This window comes from Parasedimentitalea denitrificans (assembly GCF_011813015.1).
Classification (GTDB): Bacteria; Pseudomonadota; Alphaproteobacteria; order Rhodobacterales; family Rhodobacteraceae; genus Parasedimentitalea; species Parasedimentitalea denitrificans.
Genome location: NZ_QHLQ01000001.1, coordinates 429,452 through 450,031 on the forward strand (window position 1 = coordinate 429,452; position 20,580 = coordinate 450,031).

At 55.7% G+C, this 20,580-nt stretch carries 20 protein-coding genes; 4 read left to right on the forward strand and 16 right to left on the reverse strand.

Going from position 1 to position 20,580, the window contains the following annotated elements; all coding sequences use genetic code 11:
- The first annotated feature begins 327 nt into the window (after window positions 1-327).
- Both DL239_RS02085 and DL239_RS02090 read left to right on the forward strand, forming a co-directional pair.
- A complete protein-coding gene (locus tag DL239_RS02085) occupies window positions 328-534 on the forward strand; it encodes a cold-shock protein (RefSeq protein ID WP_138161676.1) in 207 nt (68 codons plus the stop codon).
- 330 nt (window positions 535-864) lie between these two features.
- The gene (locus tag DL239_RS02090; RefSeq protein ID WP_167681742.1) at window positions 865-1,434 is read left to right on the forward strand and encodes a thermonuclease family protein; all 570 of its coding nucleotides are present in this window, start codon (window positions 865-867) and stop codon (window positions 1,432-1,434) included.
- A gap of 104 nt (window positions 1,435-1,538) precedes the next feature.
- Here DL239_RS02090 and DL239_RS02095 read toward each other — a convergent pair whose 3' ends face one another.
- The 12 genes from DL239_RS02095 to DL239_RS02150 form a co-directional block, all read right to left on the reverse strand.
- The gene (locus DL239_RS02095) at window positions 1,539-1,940 is read right to left on the reverse strand and encodes a RidA family protein (RefSeq protein WP_167681744.1); all 402 of its coding nucleotides are present in this window, start codon (window positions 1,938-1,940) and stop codon (window positions 1,539-1,541) included.
- A gap of 56 nt (window positions 1,941-1,996) precedes the next feature.
- On the reverse strand, window positions 1,997-2,686 hold the full coding sequence (locus DL239_RS02100; protein WP_167681746.1) for an ABC transporter ATP-binding protein: 690 nt from the start codon (window positions 2,684-2,686) through the stop codon (window positions 1,997-1,999).
- Window positions 2,683-3,444, reverse strand: a complete 762-nt coding sequence (locus DL239_RS02105) for an ABC transporter ATP-binding protein (protein ID WP_167681748.1) — start codon at window positions 3,442-3,444, stop codon at window positions 2,683-2,685. Before DL239_RS02105 ends, DL239_RS02100 begins: the two co-directional genes overlap by 4 nt.
- The gene (locus DL239_RS02110) at window positions 3,437-4,420 is read right to left on the reverse strand and encodes a branched-chain amino acid ABC transporter permease (protein WP_167681750.1); all 984 of its coding nucleotides are present in this window, start codon (window positions 4,418-4,420) and stop codon (window positions 3,437-3,439) included. The genes DL239_RS02105 and DL239_RS02110 overlap by 8 nt, the downstream gene beginning before the upstream one ends.
- 1 nt (window position 4,421) lies before the next feature.
- Entirely contained in the window at window positions 4,422-5,339 is a 918-nt protein-coding gene (locus tag DL239_RS02115; protein WP_167681752.1) for a branched-chain amino acid ABC transporter permease, read from the reverse strand.
- A 51-nt stretch (window positions 5,340-5,390) separates the two neighbouring features.
- Entirely contained in the window at window positions 5,391-6,524 is a 1,134-nt protein-coding gene (locus DL239_RS02120; RefSeq protein WP_167681754.1) for an ABC transporter substrate-binding protein, read from the reverse strand.
- A 173-nt stretch (window positions 6,525-6,697) separates the two neighbouring features.
- A complete protein-coding gene (locus tag DL239_RS02125) occupies window positions 6,698-8,320 on the reverse strand; it encodes an AMP-binding protein (RefSeq protein WP_167681756.1) in 1,623 nt (540 codons plus the stop codon).
- A 1-nt stretch (window position 8,321) separates the two neighbouring features.
- Complete coding sequence (locus DL239_RS02130) at window positions 8,322-9,479, reverse strand: acyl-CoA dehydrogenase family protein (protein WP_167681758.1); 1,158 nt, start codon at window positions 9,477-9,479, stop codon at window positions 8,322-8,324.
- Window positions 9,479-10,282, reverse strand: coding sequence for an enoyl-CoA hydratase family protein (locus DL239_RS02135; protein ID WP_439650836.1), 804 nt, complete (start codon window positions 10,280-10,282; stop codon window positions 9,479-9,481). Before DL239_RS02135 ends, DL239_RS02130 begins: the two co-directional genes overlap by 1 nt.
- On the reverse strand, window positions 10,275-10,733 hold the full coding sequence (locus DL239_RS02140) for a MarR family winged helix-turn-helix transcriptional regulator (RefSeq protein WP_167681762.1): 459 nt from the start codon (window positions 10,731-10,733) through the stop codon (window positions 10,275-10,277). The genes DL239_RS02135 and DL239_RS02140 overlap by 8 nt, the downstream gene beginning before the upstream one ends.
- The gene (locus DL239_RS02145) at window positions 10,730-11,470 is read right to left on the reverse strand and encodes an SDR family NAD(P)-dependent oxidoreductase (RefSeq protein WP_167681764.1); all 741 of its coding nucleotides are present in this window, start codon (window positions 11,468-11,470) and stop codon (window positions 10,730-10,732) included. Before DL239_RS02145 ends, DL239_RS02140 begins: the two co-directional genes overlap by 4 nt.
- Window positions 11,467-13,758 (reverse strand): bifunctional salicylyl-CoA 5-hydroxylase/oxidoreductase, encoded by a 2,292-nt coding sequence (locus DL239_RS02150; RefSeq protein ID WP_167681766.1) that lies wholly within the window; start codon window positions 13,756-13,758, stop codon window positions 11,467-11,469. The genes DL239_RS02145 and DL239_RS02150 overlap by 4 nt, the downstream gene beginning before the upstream one ends.
- A 220-nt stretch (window positions 13,759-13,978) precedes the next feature.
- Between DL239_RS02150 and DL239_RS02155 the strand changes: the two genes are divergently transcribed.
- Complete coding sequence (locus tag DL239_RS02155) at window positions 13,979-14,899, forward strand: MBL fold metallo-hydrolase (protein WP_167681768.1); 921 nt, start codon at window positions 13,979-13,981, stop codon at window positions 14,897-14,899.
- 2 nt (window positions 14,900-14,901) lie between these two features.
- The gene (locus DL239_RS02160) at window positions 14,902-15,846 is read left to right on the forward strand and encodes an MBL fold metallo-hydrolase (RefSeq protein ID WP_167681968.1); all 945 of its coding nucleotides are present in this window, start codon (window positions 14,902-14,904) and stop codon (window positions 15,844-15,846) included.
- Between the two features lie 72 nt (window positions 15,847-15,918).
- Here DL239_RS02160 and DL239_RS02165 read toward each other — a convergent pair whose 3' ends face one another.
- The 4 genes from DL239_RS02165 to soxB all read right to left on the reverse strand — a co-directional run bounded on the left by DL239_RS02165 (window position 15,919) and on the right by soxB (window position 20,506).
- Window positions 15,919-16,368: a DUF302 domain-containing protein gene (locus DL239_RS02165; protein ID WP_167681770.1), complete on the reverse strand. Its 450-nt coding sequence runs from the start codon at window positions 16,366-16,368 to the stop codon at window positions 15,919-15,921.
- A 110-nt stretch (window positions 16,369-16,478) separates the two neighbouring features.
- Window positions 16,479-17,504, reverse strand: a complete 1,026-nt coding sequence (locus DL239_RS02170) for a c-type cytochrome (RefSeq protein ID WP_167681772.1) — start codon at window positions 17,502-17,504, stop codon at window positions 16,479-16,481.
- Window positions 17,488-18,771 (reverse strand): sulfite dehydrogenase, encoded by a 1,284-nt coding sequence (gene soxC / locus DL239_RS02175; RefSeq protein ID WP_167681774.1) that lies wholly within the window; start codon window positions 18,769-18,771, stop codon window positions 17,488-17,490. The genes DL239_RS02170 and soxC overlap by 17 nt, the downstream gene beginning before the upstream one ends.
- Window positions 18,772-18,802: 31 nt before the next feature.
- On the reverse strand, window positions 18,803-20,506 hold the full coding sequence (soxB, locus tag DL239_RS02180; RefSeq protein WP_167681777.1) for a thiosulfohydrolase SoxB: 1,704 nt from the start codon (window positions 20,504-20,506) through the stop codon (window positions 18,803-18,805).
- Window positions 20,507-20,580 lie beyond the last annotated feature (74 nt).

The window sequence follows — 20,580 nt, forward strand, 5'->3', positions numbered from 1 at the left end:
CCAGACACCGCGATAAGTCATATTTATCGATTGATTTCAAGGCAGTACAGCAACACCACACCAGCGCTTTCATTCACTTCACGTCCCAATGGAACTCTGACCACCCAAAAGCCCAAGCTGACTTGAAATCAAAGGTTTAAGCTAAACTATGCCTATTGAAAAATTTACTCTTGATAGCTGCGCCACAATCCAGCACATGAAGGTGGCTTACGTTTTTCTTTTTCGGCCTACTGTCTCCCGTTCTACGGCGTTCAGTCTTTCGATCCAGACCTGACATGCCGGGCTGTCGCACCAACGCGGACAGCAACTAAATAGGAGACTACGGATATGGCCACTGGCACCGTAAAATGGTTTAACTCTACTAAAGGCTTCGGCTTCATCGCACCTGAAGGTGGCAGCAAAGATGTGTTCGTTCACATTTCCGCCGTTGAGCGTTCCGGCCTGACTGGCCTGGCCGACAACCAGAAAGTGACTTTTGACATCGAGCCCGGCCGTGACGGTCGTGAGTCCGCTGTGAATCTCGCACTGGCCTAAGCCTTTTCGAAGACAAATTCTGAGGCGCGGCCCCTTTTCTGCGGGCCGCGCTTCGCATTTCAGCTCTTAAATCTGACGGCAGCTCTTTACCTCTTCTTCTCCCCTTTTCGGGCTAAGAATTGAGGCTGCTAGGCTAAAGCCCATTTCATGCCTCGCAATCCATTACCAGTGGAGTTTGTAGAGGTCTGGACACAGGGCATACTATCTCCACCACAAAATGCGGCGTGTTGGGTCACAATGAATTGTGGTGAGTTAACTGAAATTTTCTCTCTTTGGGTGCATTATTTGACCAGACAACGGTCCAACCCAATAACTTGAGCGATCAGTACCATGATTATTTTGCGTTCCATTGCAGCCGCCACTCTTGCGACAATAGCCAGCTTAACCTCAGCCACTGAGCTGCCGCCGACAGATCCAATTTCGGCCAAGATCTTTTTGGAATTGCACAGTCTTCAGACGCTTTCTGCCAACATCCGCCCTCTCGTCTCTGCTCCGGGCGAAGCCTTTCGGATCATCGACGGTGATTTCTTTGCACTGGGCAATCTCAGAATACGTTTGGTTGGCATCGACGCGCCTGAGGCAGCACAGCTCTGTAACACACCAGATGGCGCCTCGTGGGATTGCTCTGCCAAATCAAGTGATCGGGCTCGAAGTATCATAAACAAGGCTTCCCGTGTTGAATGCTTCACCAGTGAAGACGGCAGCCATGGGCTTTATGTGGCATCCTGCCAAGCAGACGGACGTGATGTTGGTGCATTACTGGTCGAAGAAGGCCTGGCATGGCCTGATCGGGATCAAAGCTATTACGTTTCCGAAACGAACTCGGCTCAGGCCAATAGCATAGGCATTTGGCAGGCATACACACAGCCCCCATGGGAATGGCGCCTGGAACAACACTAACCGCTTGGTCCGCACTAAACTGCCGCCACTCTGCAAGAGCGGCGGCACTCTATACTGACGCAGCCGAGTTATGGCTGCGCTAGGTAACAACGCAATTTTCGGTCTTACTTCTCACCCAGAAACGCGGTCCCTTCCACCTCAAGAAGCGCCTCGTCTTCCAGCAGGTCCGCGACAACAACCAGCGACATCGCCGGGAAATTACGCCCCAACACACGGCGGTAGGTCTGGCCGATCTGCCCCTGATTGGCCATGTATTCCTTTTTGTCCTTCACAAACCAAGTCAGACGCACAAGGTCTTCGGCCGTTCCACCGGCGGCTTCCAGAACCGCCAGAATATTCCTCAGTACCTGCTCCATCTGGCCGATGAAACTGTGCTCGACAAACACCTGATCTGCGGTCCAGCCGATTTGCCCGCCGATATACAGCGTGCCATCGCCCCCCAGAACGCCGTTCGCATAACCCTTTGCCGGAGCCCAACCTTCGGGGTGAATTACCGTATTGTTCATGTGCTTTTCTCCTGCAAATGTTGCCCCAGCGGGGCAGCAATTCGAAATCTATTCTCTTAGACGCCCAGATACTGATCAGTGATCTGCGGCGTAAGGTCTGAAAACGCGCCGCTCCAAACTGTGCGGCCCTTTTCAAGGATAACCCCGGTGTCAGCCACAGTTCCTAGTTCCTTCAACGACTTATCGATCACCAGAATGGCCATATTGGTCTCATTTTTCAGCCGCGAGATTGCAGCCCAAATTTCCTGACGTACAACCGGCGCCAACCCCTCGGTCGCCTCGTCCAGAATAAGCAGCCGTGGGTTCGTCATCAGCGCCCGACCGATCGCCAGCATCTGTTGCTCGCCGCCAGACAGCGACGTCGACAACTGATCTCGGCGTTCCTCTAGCCGGGGGAACAGCTTGGCAATCGCCGCAAAATTCCACGCACCGGGACGCGCCGAGGCAATCAGGTTTTCATATACTGTCAGGTTCGGAAAGCAACGCCGCCCTTCCGGAACCAGCCCCAGCCCCAAACGCGCGGCGCGGTGCGTAGGCACATTCGCCAGGTCTTGCCCGGCAAACAGTACTTTGCCACCACGGTTCTCCAGCATGCGACAAATCACTTTAACGGTTGTCGACTTACCCATCCCATTGCGCCCCATAACGGCAAGTACCTGCCCCTCGTCGATGCTTAGATGAACATCAAACAAGGCCTGCGCAGACCCGTAGAACGCAGATACATGCGAAAGCTTCAGTAGGCTCATACCTCGTCCTCCTCACCCAAATAGGCCGACCGAACAATTGGGTTAGAGCGGATTTCATCAACCGTCCCTGTTGCAACGATCTCGCCATAGACCAGCACGCTGATCCGGTCCGCCAGTGAAAACACCGCGTCCATATCGTGTTCAACCAACAGGATCGGCGCCTTGTGACGGAGCTGATCCAGGAACCCGGTCAACCGCTGTGACCCTTCCGCCCCCAGCCCGGCCATCGGCTCGTCCATCAGGAACACCTTGGGCGACAAGGTCAGCGCCACCGCAACTTCTAACTGGCGGCGCTGTCCATGCGACAGCTCGGATGTGATGGTATTTGCAAACTCTTCCAGCCCAACCTGCGCCAACGCATCATGGGCGACCTCTAACAGCGCCTTGTCCTTCATCGCCGGACGGAAAAACCCTTTCAGCCCGATCTTCCCCCGGTGACCCAGCGCCCCTAGCACGACGTTCTGCGCAACCGTGTAATCCATTGCCAGCGACGACACCTGAAACGTACGCCCCAGACCAAGTCGCGCCCGCGCTACCGTGGTTTTATGAGTGATTTCCTCGCCATCAAACCAAACCTCACCGCTGTCTGCCTTTAGCCCACCGGCGATCTGTTTGATCAGCGTCGATTTCCCGGCGCCGTTTGGGCCGATCAAAGCGTGAATTTCACCCGGAACCAAAGTCAGTGAAATGTTGTCACTGGCCTTTAACGCGCCAAAAGATTTTGAGACATTGCGGACGTCCAGAATAGGATCAGTCATGGGCAACCTCCCGACCGGCGACCAAGTGAATTAGGCCACCACGCGCAAACAGCACCACACCCAGCAGGATAGCCCCCAGATAGACATGCCAGAACTCTGACAATCCACCCAACATGTGCTCAAGCAGGATAAACACCGCCGCACCGACAACCGGCCCAAACAAGCGCCCTGTCCCGCCAAGAATGATAAAGATCATAATCTCACCCGAGGTCTGCCAACTGAACATTGTCGGGCTGACAAACCTGTTCAGATCCGCAAACAGTGCGCCCGACAGCCCAGTAATCGCGCCGGAAATCGTGAATGCGATCAAGTAGAGCCGGTAAGGAACCATCCCAACAGCCTGCATCCGTTCTTCGTTCTGGCGCGCACCACTCAGGGCCAAACCAAACGACGATCTTGCCATGCGCGACACCAGAAACAGAACGATGCACAGGATCGCAAAGCAGATGCCAAAGAACTGGATCGGATCAAGCGTATTCAATCCGGGGAACCCGTTTCGAACATAGATAACCAATCCGTCCTCGCCCCCATAGGCAGGCCAGCTGATCATGAAAAAGAACAACATCTGACCGAACGCCAGCGTGATCATGATGAAATACACACCAGAGGTCCGCAGACTAAGCGCCCCGATCACCAGGGCGGCCAGGGAACTGAACAGCACCGCAAACAGCCAGATCACCGGCATCGATTTCGTGCCCTCAATGACCAGCGGCCATTCCATCAACGGCGCGTAATTTTGTGCGTGGCTGGCCAGAATGCCCATCGTATAGCCACCAATTCCGAAAAAGGCGGCATGCCCTAGGCTGACCAGCCCACCAAGTCCCAGGGCAAAGTTCAACCCGACCCCAGCGATGGCAAAAATAACGGCCTTGGTTGCAAGGGTAATGATAAACGGCTCATCCACACTCAGAGCCCATAGTGGCACCGCAAGCAGGCCCAGCAGAACGCAGGCGTTCAGGATTGTTTCTTTGCGCATCTTATGAACTTCCAAACAGGCCAGTGGGCCTAAACAACAGTACACCGGCCATCAGAACGTAGATCGACATCGATGCCAGTGATGATCCCACCGCCGACGCCGCAGCGGGGTCCATGACCAAACCAAATGCATTGGGCAGCAGGAACCCGGCCAATGTGTCGGTCAACCCGACCAACAGCGCCCCCAAGAGCGCGCCTTTGATCGAACCAATTCCGCCAATCACGATGACAACAAAGGCAAGGATCAGAACGGGTTCGCCCATCCCCACCTGCACCGATTGAATGGCGCCGATCAATGCGCCAGCGATACCAGCCAAGGCCGCGCCTAGGGCGAAAACGAATGTATATAGATTTGAGATATCAACGCCCAAGGCGGCGATCATTTCGCGATCGCTCTCGCCCGCGCGGATCTGAATACCAATGCGCGTCTTGGCAATCAGCGCAAACAAACCACCGGCAACAACCAGCCCCACCGCGATGATCGCCAATCGGTACTGGGGGTACTGAATACCAAACGGCAGACTAATCGGCCCAGCAAGGTAATCAGGAATATCCAGGAACAACGGGAACGACCCAAACAGCCATCTGGTGCCCTCGGAAAAGATCAGGATCAGCGCAAATGTCGCCAAAACTTGGTCCAGATGGTCCCGGTTATACAGCCGCCGGATCACCGTCATTTCAACGATGGCCCCAGCCACCGCCGCCGCAACCAGGCTGGCCGCCAGTGCCAACAGGAACGACCCCGTTGCAGCAGCCGTCGCAGCAGCCGCAAATGCGCCAATCATGTAGAACGAGCCATGCGCCAGATTGATCAGCCCCATCACCCCAAAAATTAGGGTCAAACCGGCCGCCATCAAAAACAGCATCACTCCGAATTGTAGTCCGTTTAATACTTGCTCGATGAGCAGAACTAGTGACATTTCCTGCCCCTTATCTTGGTGCCGGGCCGCATGAACGGCCCGGCAGTCTTTTTACATGCTGCAGTCAGAAACATATGCGTTTGAGTGATCTTCCAGCGCTGTCGACACAATCTTGTTTGTGTAGATGTCACCTTCTTTGATCACTTCACGAACATAGATGTCCTGGATCGGGTGGTTGTTGCCCGCAAAGGCAAAGTCGCCGCGTGTCGACGCAAAATCTGCCGCCTTCAGCGCAGCCTGAAATGCATCACCGTCAGCAACATCAGCCGAGCCCGCCGCGCTGATCAGCAGGTTCGCAGTGTCAAAACCCTGCGACGCATACAGCGATGGCAGACGGCCATATTCCGCCTGAAAGCTCGCAACAAAGGCTTCGTTTGTTGGGTTGGCAGTGTCTTTTGACCACTGGCTAGTGTTTGCAACGCCCAGCGCGGCATCACCAACAGCCTGTAAAATACCCTGATCAAAGCTGAACGCCGGTCCAACCAAAGGCAGCTCCAGACCACTGTCTGCGTATTGCTTCAGGAACGAAATACCCATTCCGCCCGGCAGGAAGAAATACACGCTATCAGCACCAGATGCCCGGATCTGAGCGATCTCAGATGCATAGTCTTTCTGACCTAGCTTTGTGTACAGCTCACCCGAAAGCCCACCTTCATAAACACGTTTGAAGCCGGTCAACGCGTCTTTGCCAGCCGGGTAGTTTGGTGCCAGAACGAAGGTGTTGTTGTACCCTGTGCTATTCGCATGAGCGCCGCCTGCTTCGTGCAGGTTGTCGTTCTGCCAAGCAACGTTGAAATAGTTCTTGTGGCAGCCCTTACCGGCCAGTTGCGATGGGCCTGCGTTAGGCGACAGATAGAATTTACCCTGCGCCAGCGCGCTTGGCACAACAGCCATGGCAAGGTTGGACCAAATGATACCGGTTAGAACGTCAACTTTTTCCGACTGGATCATGCGATCCGCCAGTTGCACAGCGATATCAGGCTTGCGCTGATCGTCTTCGATCACCACTTCGATATCATCACGACCCGACTGTTTGATCGCCAACATAAAGCCGTCACGCACGTCGATCCCAAGACCAGCACCACCACCAGACAGGGTGGTAATCATGCCTACCTTCACGTCGGCCTGCGCCAGGCTGGCAACAGACGTCAGCGCAGTTACAAGCGCCAGAAATTTCAGTTTCATATTTTAAATCCTCCAGTGTTGTCCTTGACGGTTTTAAAACGCTTTATAGGTCAGCGCCTTATGGTCTGCCCGATCCCGTCAACATCAAGCAGTTTGCCATTGAAGAAGTGCCCGATATCCGTGTGATCGTCGAGAAAAAGTTTCAACAACCACGCTCCCTCAGCCCTACTTCTCTACGCGTCTGCTTCACGCAGCAAAAAGCGCTGAATTTTCCCAGTAGCTGTCTTGGGCAAGGTTTCGCGGAATTTAATGGATCTGGGGTATTTATAAGGTGCGATGGTATCCTTCACATGATCTTGCAAGATTTTGCGCATTTCGTCGGTTGCACTGTTGTCCGGCTTTAACACCACATGCGCTTCGACCAACATGCCACGGTCTTCGTCTGGGGCACCCACAACCGCGCATTCCGATACCGCCGGATGCCCCAATAACGCCGCTTCGACCTCGGGGCCCGCGATGTTGTAGCCAGACGAAATGATCATGTCGTCATTTCTGGCCGCAAAGTGCAGATAGCCATCTTCATCCATGGTGAAGCTGTCGCCAGTGATATTCCAACCCTCGCGGACATAGGCCGTTTGTCGGGCGTCATTCAAATACCGGCAGCCAGTCGGCCCACGCACAGCCAACCGCCCCGTCTCGCCCTGCGGCACATCGTTCATATCGGCATCAACGATCCTGGCCTCATAGCTACCGACAGTTTTCCCGGTGCAACCCGGCATGTGATCTTCAAACCGGTTAGAGACAAAAATATGCAGCAACTCTGTCGCACCAATGCCGTCCAACATGGTCTTGCCTGTCTTCCTGATCCAGTCGTGATAGATCGGCGCTGGCAGGGTCTCACCTGCAGACACCGCCGCGCGCAAGGACGACAGATCAGCCCCCTTCTCCATCGCGGCCAGCATAACCCGATAGGCCGTCGGCGCGGTAAAGCAGATCGTGGCCTTGTACTGTTGGATGATCTCAATCAACGACGGCGGAGATGCGTTTTCCAACAGGGTCGCAGCCGCCCCAAACCGCAGCGGGAAAATGGCCAAACCGCCCAGCCCAAAAGTGAACGACAGCGGTGGTGAGCCGACAAAGACATCCGTTGGCTGAACATTCAGCACTTCCTTGGCATAGCCATCCGCAATGATCAGCAGATCACGGTGGAAATGCATCGTCGCCTTTGGCTCACCCGTCGTTCCCGACGTGAACCCCAACAGCGCTACGTCATCACGACCGGTTTTGACGGTCTCAAACTGAACCGGTTTTTCCAACGCCAAGTGGTCCAGATCCGCCGAATGGTTCATCGTGCCATCAAAGCCCATAACGTGCTTTAGGTGCTTACTGGCCTTCTGACATTTCACCAGATCATCCATCAGGCGTGTGTCACATAACGCATGGGTGATTTCGGCCTTGTCGACAATCTGCCCGATTTCACCGCTCCGCAGCATAGGCATGGTATTGACCACAACCGCCCCAACCTTGGTGGCCGCCAGCCAGCACGCCACCATTGCCGGATTGTTGGCCGACCGGATCAGAACCCTGTTTCCCGGCTGAACCCCCATATCCTCGACCAGAACATGCGCCAGTCGGTTGGTCCAATCCGTCAGCTCTTTGTAGGTGCGCCGCCGACCATTGCCAATCAGCGCGGTGTTATCGCCAAACCCTTTGGCCACCATGGCATCGGTCAGTTCGTACCCAACGTTCAGGTGGTCAGGGTAATCAAACCCATCGAGCAGATAGTCCGGCTGTAGCTCAACCGGTGGCAACCCATCTCGTGAAAACGTGTCTACATGTCCGGTTGGTCCCAACATCTCAATCTCCCTGGAATGCAGCCATTGTCTGGCGCGCAATGATGACTTTCTGAACATCAGAGGCACCCTCATAGATCCGTAAGGCGCGGATTTCGCGGTATAATTTCTCAACCACTTCACCCGACTTGACGCCATCGCCACCAAACAGCTGAACCGCCTGATCAATGACAACCTGCGCCTGATCGGTGGAAAACAGCTTGGCCATCGCCGCCTCTCGGGTAATCCGGGGCGCGCCGGTATCCTTGGCCCATGCCGCCCGATACACCAGCAAGGCTGCGGCATCGACGTCCGTCGCCATATCGGCGATGTGCCCCTGCACCATTTGCAAATCAAACAGCGTAGCGCCTTGGATTTCACGGGTTGCAACCCGCGCCAGTGCTTCATCCAGCGCACGACGCGCAAACCCCAGCGCCGCTGCCGCCACCGTAGACCGGAACACATCCAAAACCGACATCGCGATCTTGAACCCCTGCCCCTGCGCGCCAATCAAGGCCGACGCCGGTATCCGACAGTCCGCAAACCGAAGCCGCGCCAGTGGATGCGGGGCAATAGTTTCAAGCCGTTCAGCGACTTCCAATCCCGGCGTGTCCGCTGACACCACAAAGGCAGAAAGCCCGCGCGCACCAGGTGCATCGCCAGTCCGGGCAAATACGGTATAGACATCCGCAATCCCACCATTCGAAATCCAGGTCTTTTCACCGTTCAGCACATAGCTGTCGCCGTCACGTGTCGCCGTCATGGTCGAATTGGCAACGTCCGACCCCGACTGTGGCTCGGTCAGAGCAAAGGCTGAAATGGCTTTACCCGTCCGCGTCAACGGCAACCATTCCGCCTGCTGCTCGGATGTCCCGAACAGTGACAACGCCCCGGTCCCAAGCCCCTGCATCGCAAAGGCAAAGTCCGCCAATCCATCATGCCGCGCCAGCGTTTCCCGTGTCAGACACAGGGCGCGCACATCAAATGCCTCGCCCTCGGCGGCTGCTGTATGCTGCAGCCAGTCATCCTGGCCCAGCGCCTTGACCAGTGCGCGGCAAGCTGCATCCGTATCACTATGATCCACCCCAGCCACGGCCTCTGCCGCCCAGGCATCCAGCGACTGCGCCAACGCCCTGTGGTGGTTCTCAAAGAACGGCCAATCCAGAAAGGTCTTATCAGCCATCAGTTGCCCTCAAACTCTGGTTTCTCTTTCCCGACAAAGGCGTGATATGCGCGCTCAAAATCACCGGTCTGCATGCAAATCGCCTGAGCCTGAGCCTCAGCCTCGATCGCCTGCTCTAGCCCCATGTTCCATTCCTGGTTCAACTGCGTCTTGGTGATGCCATGCGCAAACGTTGGCCCGGCAGCCAGTCGCGACGCCATTTTCAACGCAGCCGCGTCCAACTCCTCGGCCTCATGAATGGCATTCCAGAACCCTGAAATCTGCCCTTCCTGCGCCCCGAATGATCGGCCAGTGTACAGCAACTCGGCAGCACGGCCCTGCCCAATAATACGCGGCAACATCGCGCAGGCCCCCATGTCACAACCCGCCAACCCAACACGGGTAAACAAGAACGCGCATTTCGCGTCAGGCGTAGCCAGCCGCAGGTCTGACGCCATCGCAACAATGGCCCCTGCGCCGACGCAAATTCCGTCCACCGCCGCAATGATCGGCTTGCCACAGCCAATCATCGCCTTGACCAGATCACCAGTCATCCGCGTGAACGCCAGCAGCTCTTTCATGTCCATTTTAACCAGAGGCCCGATGATGTCATGCACATCACCACCAGAGCAGAAATTGCCCCCGTTCGATCCAAACACCACGACATCCACATCGTCGGCATAGACCATGGCGCGGAACGTATCGCGCAGCTCGGCATAGCTATCGAACGTTAGCGGGTTCTTGCGGTCAGGCCGGTTCAACCGGATCACCGCGATCTGATCCTTCACCTGCATTTCAAAATGCTGCGGCTGCAATTCACTCATCCGTGTCATCATCATCTCCTCTGGCGCGCTGCAGCAAATCACGAAGTGCATCCAACTCGTCGTGGCCCAAGTCCGCGAACAGCTTGTCGACCTCGGCCTCGTGCGCGGCGGCCAGGACTTCGAACTCGGCCCGTCCCTGATCTGTCATCTGAACCTCGATGACCCGACGATCCGTTTTCACAGGGGTGCGCACCACCCACCCGTCTTGCTCTAACCGGGTAATGACCGTGGTTGCATTGCCGTTTGAAACCAACAACATCCGGCTAAGCTCGCTCATCTTCATCGGAGCCTCATTGCGATGCAGGGCAGCCATCACATCAAACCGGGGCAAGGTGGTGTCATGATTGACCCGCAGGAATTCGCGCAGATGGCTTTCAGACCTGCGCGTCAACCGCAGCAACCTGATCCAGGTGCGCAACCGCCGCCGTGACAGTGAAATGGTCTCGCTCATACTTCTCCCCCAGCGATGGAAATTGCCTGCCCGTTGATCCCTTCGGACCCATCACCGCACAACCATAACGCCGCACGGGACACTTCATGCGGCTGCACCAATCGTTTCTGCGGATTATGCGACGCCAATGCCGCAACAGCATCGGCGCGCGATTTTCCGGTTTTCTCAACAATATTCTGGATCGACCTTTCGGTCATTTCCGTCTCCAGAAATCCGGGGCACAGCGCATTGACGGTGATGTCCCGCTTCGCTGTCTCCAGCGCCAATGACCGGGTCAGTCCAACCACCCCATGTTTGGCCGCCGCATAGGGCGCGACATAGGCATATCCCTTTAGCGCCGCAGTAGACGCGACCGAGATTAACCGCCCCCAGCCCTGCATCTGGTTCAACCCGTCGCGCAACGTCAGGAAAACACCTGTCAAATTGACCGCCAACATGGCGTTCCAGTCGTCCAGCGACGTTTTGCCAAACGGCGCACTGGACGACGCCCCGGCGTTGGCAATGACAATATCCACCGGTCCCGCGGCCTTAAACAGCGCCTGCACATCGCCCTCATTGGTCACATCAGCCTGAACACCGCGGGTGTTTTCAATTTCACCGGCAACCGCATCCAGCCTGTCCTGCCTGCGCCCGGATATCACCACCTCGGCACCAGCACCGGCAAAATGCGCCGCCATGTCGGCCCCTAGCCCAGTTCCGCCACCGGTTATCAAAACGCGCTTACCCGCAAGTGTCATACCCGAATGGCCTCCTGCGCCTTTTCTTGCAGGCGATAGGCCTGATCACGCCCGGCCAAATACGGATCCGGCCATTGAACGGCCCCATCGCCCAGCGCGGTCCCCGCATGCAGGGTCCAGTAAGGATCAGCCAAATGGGGCCGCCCTAAACAAACCAGATCCGCACGCCCGGCAATCAGAATAGAGTTCGCGTGATCGGTCTCAAAGATATTGCCCACCGCCATTGTCGGCATACCCAGCTCATTTCTGATCCGGTTCGAAAACGGGGTTTGGAACATCCGACCGTAAACCGGGCGGGCCTCGGTGCTGGTCTGCCCTGCTGACACGTCAATGATATCGGCGCCCGCATCCCGGAACATCCGGGCAATCTCTACCGCGTCTTCTGGTGTAACACCGTTTTCCTCGACCCAGTCATTGGCTGAAATCCGAACCGACAGCGGCTTTTCAGCAGGCCAGGCCGCCCGCATCGCTTTCAGCACCTCTACCGGATAGCGCATACGATTTTCCAAGCTGCCGCCGTACTCGTCAGACCGGATATTGGACAATGGTGAAATGAACGACGAAATCAGATAGCCGTGCGCCGCATGCAGCTCCACCATGTCAAACCCTGCGCGATCCGCCATTTGGGTCGAAGCAACAAACTGGTCCCGCACCACATCCATTTCCGCGCGGCTTATTTCCCGCGGCGTTGCATTGCGAACAGACCACGGTATGGGCGACGCTGAAACAAGATCCCAGTTCCCCTCGCCCAAAGGCGCATCCATTTCATCCCAGCCTAATTGCGTTGATCCCTTGCGCCCCGAATGGCCAATCTGACAGCAAGTCTTGGCAGCGGTTTCCGCATGCACAAACGCATTCAAACGCGACCACGCGACCTGATGTTCTGGCGCATACAGTCCAGGACAGCCTGGGGTGATACGCCCCTCAGGGCTGACACAGGTCATTTCGGTGTAAACCAAACCAGCACCGCCCTTGGCACGCTCGCTGTAGTGCACGAAATGCCAGTCAGTCGGGCAGCCATCCACCGCCTTGTACTGCGCCATTGGTGACACCACGATGCGGTTACTCAGCTCCATGTTACCCAGTTTATAAGGCGCAAACATCGGCGCCCGAACAGGCGCATCCTCTGGCACACCCGCCTTGGTCTGGAACCAGCGCTCTGCTGATTCAACCCACTCAGGGTCACGCAGGCGCAGATTTTCGTGGCTGATACGCTGTGACCGCGTTAGCAGGTTGTAATTGAACTGCACTGGATCCTGATCCAGATACCGCTCCACTTCCTCGAACCATTCCAACGAGTTGCGCGCCGCTGACTGCAACCGCAGCACCTCTAACCGCCGCTCTTCCTGATACCGTTGAAACGCCTGCTCCAGCGTTGGCTCCGAATGCACATAATTCGCCAGCGCAATCGCACTATCAAACGCTAACCGCGACCCGGACCCGATTGAAAAATGCCCCGTCGCCGCTGCATCCCCCATCAGCACAACGTTTTCATTGTACCACTTTTCGCAGATGACCCGCGGGAAGTTCATCCAAACCGCTGAGCCGCGCAAATGGTCCGCATTAGAGATCAGATCGTTGCCATCCAGATACTTGGCAAACACCTTCTGACAGGTCGCAACGGTCTCTTCCTTGGTCATATCTGCAAAGCCGAACCCATCCCAGGTTGGCTGCAGACATTCCACAATGAACGTCGCCGTGTTGTCATCGAACTGGTAGACATGCGCCCACATCCAGCCGAACTCTGTCTTTTCAAAGATAAAGGTGAAGGCATCAAATTTCTGATGCGTTCCCAGCCAGATAAACTTGCAAAGCCGCGTGTCGATATCGGGCTTATAGACGTCCTCGTACTCTTTGCGCACAACCGAGTTGATGCCGTCAGTCGCCACCACAATATCATAGTCTTTGCGGTATTCTTCGGCGCTCTTGAAGATCGTTTCAAACTGCATCTTCACGCCCAGCTCACGGGCGCGCGCCTGCAACAGGATCAGCATCTGCTTGCGGCCAATCCCGGCAAACCCATGCCCACCCGAAACCGTCCGATCACCGTTATGCTCGACCGCGATGTCATCCCAATAGGCAAAATTATCGCGGATCGCATTCGTGCTCTGCGGGTCATTCTCCTGCATCTGCTCCAACGCATCGTCAGACAGAACCACACCCCAGCCAAAGGTATCATTGGCCTTGTTACGCTCCAGAACTGTGACGTCATGATCCGGATCGCGCAGCTTCATACTGATTGCGAAATACAAACCTGCAGGCCCGCCGCCCAGACACATTACTTTCATGACACAGCCCTTTGTTCACACGATTCCCGGCACTTCACTATTGAGGTTAGCACGGCGAATAATTATTTCAAGCTTAAAGCTTTGGATTTAAAACACCGCAAACACAGCTTTTCCCAGGTTGCGCACCAAACCCCAGAAAACACTTTGCAGTTTCACCGAACCTCTTGCTCCATCGAAAACAATAATACATATTCGAATAGAAGAATTATTGGAGAGAGTGATGACCTTACCCAGAAGACAGTTTCTTGCGGGCAGCGCAGCATTAACGGCTGGCGCGGCACTCGGTCTGCACTCCAGTCCATCACACGCACAACTCGCCTTGGGCGACTTCAAAATTGACGTAGTCAGCGATGGATCTCTGACATTGCCGGGCAGTTTCATATTCGACCCAATGCCACAGGACGAACTTCTGCCCATTCTCGAAAAACACGGCCAATCCGCCGAGGTTTTGACCCCACCCTGCAATGTTACCCTGCTGCGGCACGGCGACCGGACAGTCTTGTTTGACGTCGGGGCCGGGCCAGACTTCTCTCCGAACTCCGGAATTCTATTGGACTCGCTGGATGCGTTAGGTGTCTCACCAGACGACGTGACAGACATCATTTTCACCCACGCTCATCCAGACCATTTGTGGGGATTGCTGGACGATTTTGACGACCCTCTCTTTCCAGAAGCCAGCTACATGATTGGCAAAACGGAATGGGAGTATTGGATGAACCCCAACACCATCACTGACATAGGCGAGGCCCGAGCGTCCTTTGCCGTCGGCGCACAGCGCAGGTTATCGATGATCGAGGATCAGATTAGATTATTTGAGGACGGAGAAGAAATTATGACAGGCATCGCCGCCCGCGCAACGGTTGGGCACACCCCCGGCCACATGGCGCTGGAAATCCGCAATGGGTCCGAGTCCGTAATGGTTCTGGGGGATAGCATTGGCAACGATCACATCGCCTTTGCAAGACCGGGCTGGATTTCCGGATCAGACCAAGACCCCGAAACAGCCGCCGCAACACGTAGCTCTCTGATGGATCAGCTCTCACACGAAAAGACCCGCGTGATCGGCTACCACCTAACCGGCAATGGCACCGGCTATGTCGACAAGACATCCGACGGCTATGCCTTTGTGGCGGAGGCATAATGATGAAAAAATCCTTCCTTGCCGTCGCCCTGCTCGCCACCCCTACCCTTGCCAGCGAAGACATCGCCGATCAGTACCCCGGCTCGGTGCTGTATTCCAAACCATACGAAGTGATCCCGGGTGTCTTCTCGGCGATTGGGGCCACCGCACCGCCGACATATGAAAACGCCGGTCACAACAACAACCTGAGCTTCATCATAACCGGCGATGGGGTTGTCGTGATCAACGGCGGCGCATCCTACCAACTGGCCGAGGCGCTGCACAATGAAATCATGGCCGTGACAGATCAGTCAGTAAAACTGGTGTTCAACGAAAACGGCCAGGGCCACGCCATGCTTGGCAACTCTTACTGGGCAGATCAGGGCGTTGAAATTGTAGCCCACACAGACGCCGCCGCTGAATTCGAAAGCCACGGCGGGCAATCCCTGCGGGCCGCTCAGGCGCGGGTGATGGAGAAAGCAGACAACACCCGTGTCGCCCTACCTACGCAGACATTTGACGACGCTTATGTGGTTGAGATGGGCGATATGAAGATCGAAGCTCGCTACCTTGGCCCAGCCCACAGCCCCGGCGACATCGTTGTTTGGCTACCTGAAAAGAGCATGGTCATATCTGGCGACATGGCGTTCCACGAGCGCATGTTGCCGATTTTTGAGCACACAATGACCGCCGACTGGATCGAAACTTGGGAGACCGAGTTCGAGGCGCTGAACGCTACCTACGTCATTCCCGGTCACGGCCACCCCACCAACATGGATCAGGTGCGGCGCTATACCCGTGACTATCTGGTCTACCTGCGCGCCCAAATCGGTGCTCACCTGGAAAATGACGGCGATCTGGCAGATGCCTATTACGTTGACCAATCGCCCTACGCCAACCTTGATACCTTTGAAGAGCTGGCCACCAAAAACGCAGGTCGGGTCTACGAACAGATGGAATTCGAATAACCCAAACATGAAAAGAGCCAATCAGATCTCCACCTGATTGGCTCTTTCACAGTTTAAGCAACTGCTATTCCTTCAAAACGACAGTGCCTCTTCGACAATCTCAGCCAGCAGGGATTGAACCTCTTGCATCGGGCCTTCGGGGTAATTGCGATACCCAACCATCACCTCTCCCTCACGGTCGGCAACAAAAATGCCATAGGGGCAATGGGCGATATTCAGGGGGTCTGCTTCCATCATTTTCCGTGACAGCACAGCCGAGCAGAAAATGTAGATCTCAGCATTATCAAACAGGGTCACATCACTGCCCACGTCCTGCCCCGTGCGGCTCAGCATTTCGCCGACATGGCTGACATAGTCGATATTCAGTCCCTTATCGATGATCGCACTTTCCAGGCTAAATGCTGCGTCCTCAAAGCTTCCATCGTATTTGTAAATCGTCGAAGTCCCATCTGCACTGGCAAGACCAGCAGTGGTGATTGTCGTCATAACGGCCAATACAGCGCCGGATAAAAATGATCTCATGACTTCACTCCCTTGATACCAATAGCATTGCTGCAATTCTGCCAATTTAAAACCCTTGCAACCAGAATAGTCGCAAGGGTTACAAGACACCGAACACAGCATCCCGGTTCTTAGTTTTCGAACGACCTCAGGTATTCGATCAATGCCTTCTGATCGGCCTCTTTCTTTAGCCCAGCAAAGGACATTTTTGTCCCCTTCAGATAGGCACGCGGCTTAGCCAGAAACGCAGCCAGCTCAGCCTCAGTCCAAACCAATCCGCCCTCAGCAGCCTTCTTCATCGGCTTCGAGTATTTAAAGCCTTCAACCGCGCCAGCTTCACCATTCACGATGCCAGTCAAAAGCGGCCCGGACTTATTCTTGGCCCCCTCGCCGATCTGGTGACACGCCTTACATTTCTTGAACACTTTGGCCCCGGCAGCAGCCAGTTCTGCGTCGATGACATCAACCGCCACCTCGACCACTTCGTCCTCAGCTGTTTCTGCAACCGCGTCCTCAGCCGCGCCCCCCTGATCTGGGGTCACATCCAAGACCAGCGCCCGCATGGTCACTTCGACCACATCCTTGCAGTCCTGCATGCAGGGTTCACCAGTCCATTGGGCGTATTCAGTCTCAGCCCGGTTATCGACGATGAACCCGTTTGCATTGGGCATCTCAACGTCAAAAAACGTCTCGTTTGAAAGAACGAAATCATCCTCAATCAGATCGTTGGAGTAAAGAATATAGGCCACCATCGCATAGACTTCATCATCCGTCAGGCTGCCCGCATCACCATAAGGCATCGAGCGTTTGATGTAGTCAAAGGTGGTTGTCAGATACGGCCAGTAAGATCCAACCGTCTTAAGCGGGTCCTCGTGGTTCAGCGTATCCGCCCCGCCTGCCAGCTTGGGCCAATTGCCAAGACCCTCGGCAAAGTCACCATGACACGACGCGCATTTTTCAGCGAAAATCTCTTCACCATCCAGCGCATCCCCCGACCCAACAGGCAACCCTGTTCCGTCCGGAGTGATGTCGCCATCCCAAGCGGAGATTTCCTCTGGCAGCGCCGGACGACCCAGACCAAACTTGCCCGCAAACGCTGGGGCAGCGATCAGAGAAACCGCAACAGCCAAAGCAGTTGATTTAAGAAACTTCGACATTTTCTGCCTCACCGTTAGAACGCACCAGCCAGGTTTGGATACAGTTGTTGTGATAGATCGAGTTCAACCCGCGCACCTCGCGCAGTTGGGTCTTGGTGGGCTGCACATATCCGGTGTCATCCATGGCACGCGATTGCAGCATCATTTCTGATCCGTCCCAATCGGTATCAAGATAGAACCGCGTCAACGCCATCTTCTCACCCGGCTTCGCTAGACGCGCTGTCTCCCAGTTCTTGCCACCATCCTTGGACACATCCACACGAGTGATTGCGCCGCGCCCGGACCAAGCCAAACCTGTGATAACCAGTGGCCCAGTGCCGTGTTTGATCGGCGCCTGCGGGCTGGGGCTGGTCACGACTGACTTGGCATCCATCGCCCAGGTCCACTTGCGGCTGGTGCCATCTTCCAGCGTATCGGTGTATTTGCTGGTCTCTTCGCGGCTTTCAACCGGGGCGTCCATCACCTCGATACGACGGATCCATTTGACCCACATGTTGCCTTCCCAACCGGGCACAACCAGACGCACGGGGTAGCCATGCTCTTTGCGCAGCGCTTCGCCATTGGCCTTGAACGCGACCAAGACGTCATCCAACGCTTTCTCCATCGGAATAGACCGCCCGTTGGACGAGGCATCAGCACCTTCAACAAACACCCACTTGCCCGCCAGATCACCCGCCGTATCCAGCCCGGCTTCTTCCAACAGGGTACGCAGTGGCACGCCGGTGTATTCCATGTTGTGGATCATACCATGAGTGAACTGTGCACCGTTCAGCTGTGCGCCCGCCCACTCCATGCCGGTGTTGGCCGCACATTCGCAGAAATAGACGTGGTTTTCGCGCGGGAACCGTTCCAGATCGGCATAGCTGAAGACCAGAGGCGTATCGACCAAGCCGTTGATCATCAGGCGATAATCTTCCTTTTTCAGGTCAATCGCGCCCGAGTGATGCCGCTCAAACGCGCAGCCCTGTGGGGTGATGGTGCCATCCAGAGCATGGATCGGAGTGAAGTTGATTGAGCTGACAGTATCAGCGGTCAACCATTCCACGTTGCGGCGGATAACATCGCCTTCGTGTTCGATTGGCAACCCATAGCGCACCGCGTCCACGCCATCGCCGAATTCCTGTGCCCATGGTTGGATCTCGGTGATCAACGGATCTGGTGTTTGCGCATTTGCCGCATTCGCCGTCAACGCCCCTGCCCCCGCAGCCACCGCACCACCTAGGAAGGCGCGCCGAGAGCTGACGATATTGTTGTCTTTATCTGACATATCAGATGCCTCTTACTTGTGAGTGCAGAGCCTAGGCTCCGACGACTTTCACACTGTTGTTTGGATCAAGCGAAATGGTGCCCTGTTTGGCGATATGCGCCTCGACCACGTCCCAGATTTTTGGACCTTCGGTGCCTTCATTGACCGACGCCCAGCCGGCAACCTGGTAGGTCTTGGATGGATCAATGATCTCGCCTGTCTTCAACAAGGTCATTTCAGTGATGCGGCTGCCCTGCGGCTTGGTCACATCAATCCGGTAGCCAAGACCACCAACACGCACCATGTCGCCACCCTGCTGATAATAGGGGTCGGGATTGAACAGGTTGTCAGCAACGTCTTCTAGCACCACATGCAGGAATTCACCGGTCATTTCAGTCCGGTAAGCCTCGCCATAGCTCATCGAAGTCACGTTCCAGATGTCCTCGCGGGTGATGTCCTGCCCCGGTAGGATAGAAGGCCCCCAGCGCACACCAGGTGACAAGGCAATATCCGCGTCACGTTCCGAAATCAGCGCATCGCAAATCAAATCATCCCATGTTCCGTTAAAATTGCCACGGCGGTACAGGGTCTGATCATCCGCCGTTTGACCGATGACCTCACTCAGCGCATCCATATACGGCGCGCGTTGGTCATCAATCAGCTGTGCCACTTCAGGATCAGGCGTAATCACATCGGAGAAGATCGGGATCAGTTTGTGGCGGAAACCCATCATGCGGCCGTTGCGAACATCCAGATCCACACGGCTGACGAATTTACCGTTCGACCCAGACGCCACAATAATTGTTTCTCCCACCAGAACAGGTTCCGGCAGTGCGTCATGGGTGTGACCAGACAGGATCACATCAATTCCGGTGACGATACCCGCCATCTGCTTATCAACGTCAAAGCCATTGTGGCTAAGGCAGACAACCAGCTCAGCCCCTTGGGCGCGGACCTCGTCGACCATCTCCTGCATCCGCTCATCGCGGATACCAAACGAGTATTCGGGGAACATCCAGCCGGGGTTGGCGATTGGCATATAGGGAAATGCCTGACCGATCACAGCGACCTTTACACCGCCACTTTCAAAGAACTTATACGGCGGGAACAGCTCGGTAGGCTCGTCCCATTCCGCATCGAAAATGTTCTGACCTAGCGCGGCGAACGGCAGGCCTTCGACAATTTCGTTCACCCGTTCTGACCCAAGCGTGAATTCCCAGTGGAACGTCATCGCGTCAGGCTTTAGTGCGTTCATGACGTTGACCATGTCCTGACCAGCGGTCTGGTGGCAGGTATAGCTGCCATGCCATGTGTCGCCGCCATCCAACAGCAGTGCATCCGGGCGCGCGGCGCGGATCGAGTTGATGACTGTCGAAACACGGTCCAACCCGCCCACGCGGCCATAGGCCTGCGCAAGGGATGAGAAATCACTGTGGCTCAGCGCATAGGCCGATGGGCTACCGTCATCAATGCCATACAGCTTGCGGAAATCGGCGCCCGTTACGTGGGGAACCGCGCCCTTGTTTCCCCCGACCCCGATATTAACCGAAGGCTCGCGGAAATAGATCGGCTTTAGCTGTGCGTGAATGTCGGTGACATGGATTAGCGAGACATTGCCAAAGGTATCAAACTCTAACAGTTTGTCCTGCGTCAGCGATTGCTGCGCAGCCACCCGCGCCCAGTTTCCGAACCCTGACGCCCCATAAAGCGCAGCGGCGGCCATGCTGGTTTGCAAAAAATCACGGCGAGATATCATAGTCCGTCCTAGCTGTTACGACATATACGCATATATGAATTCGTTTTGAGGTGCAAAAGCCCCAATACCATCCG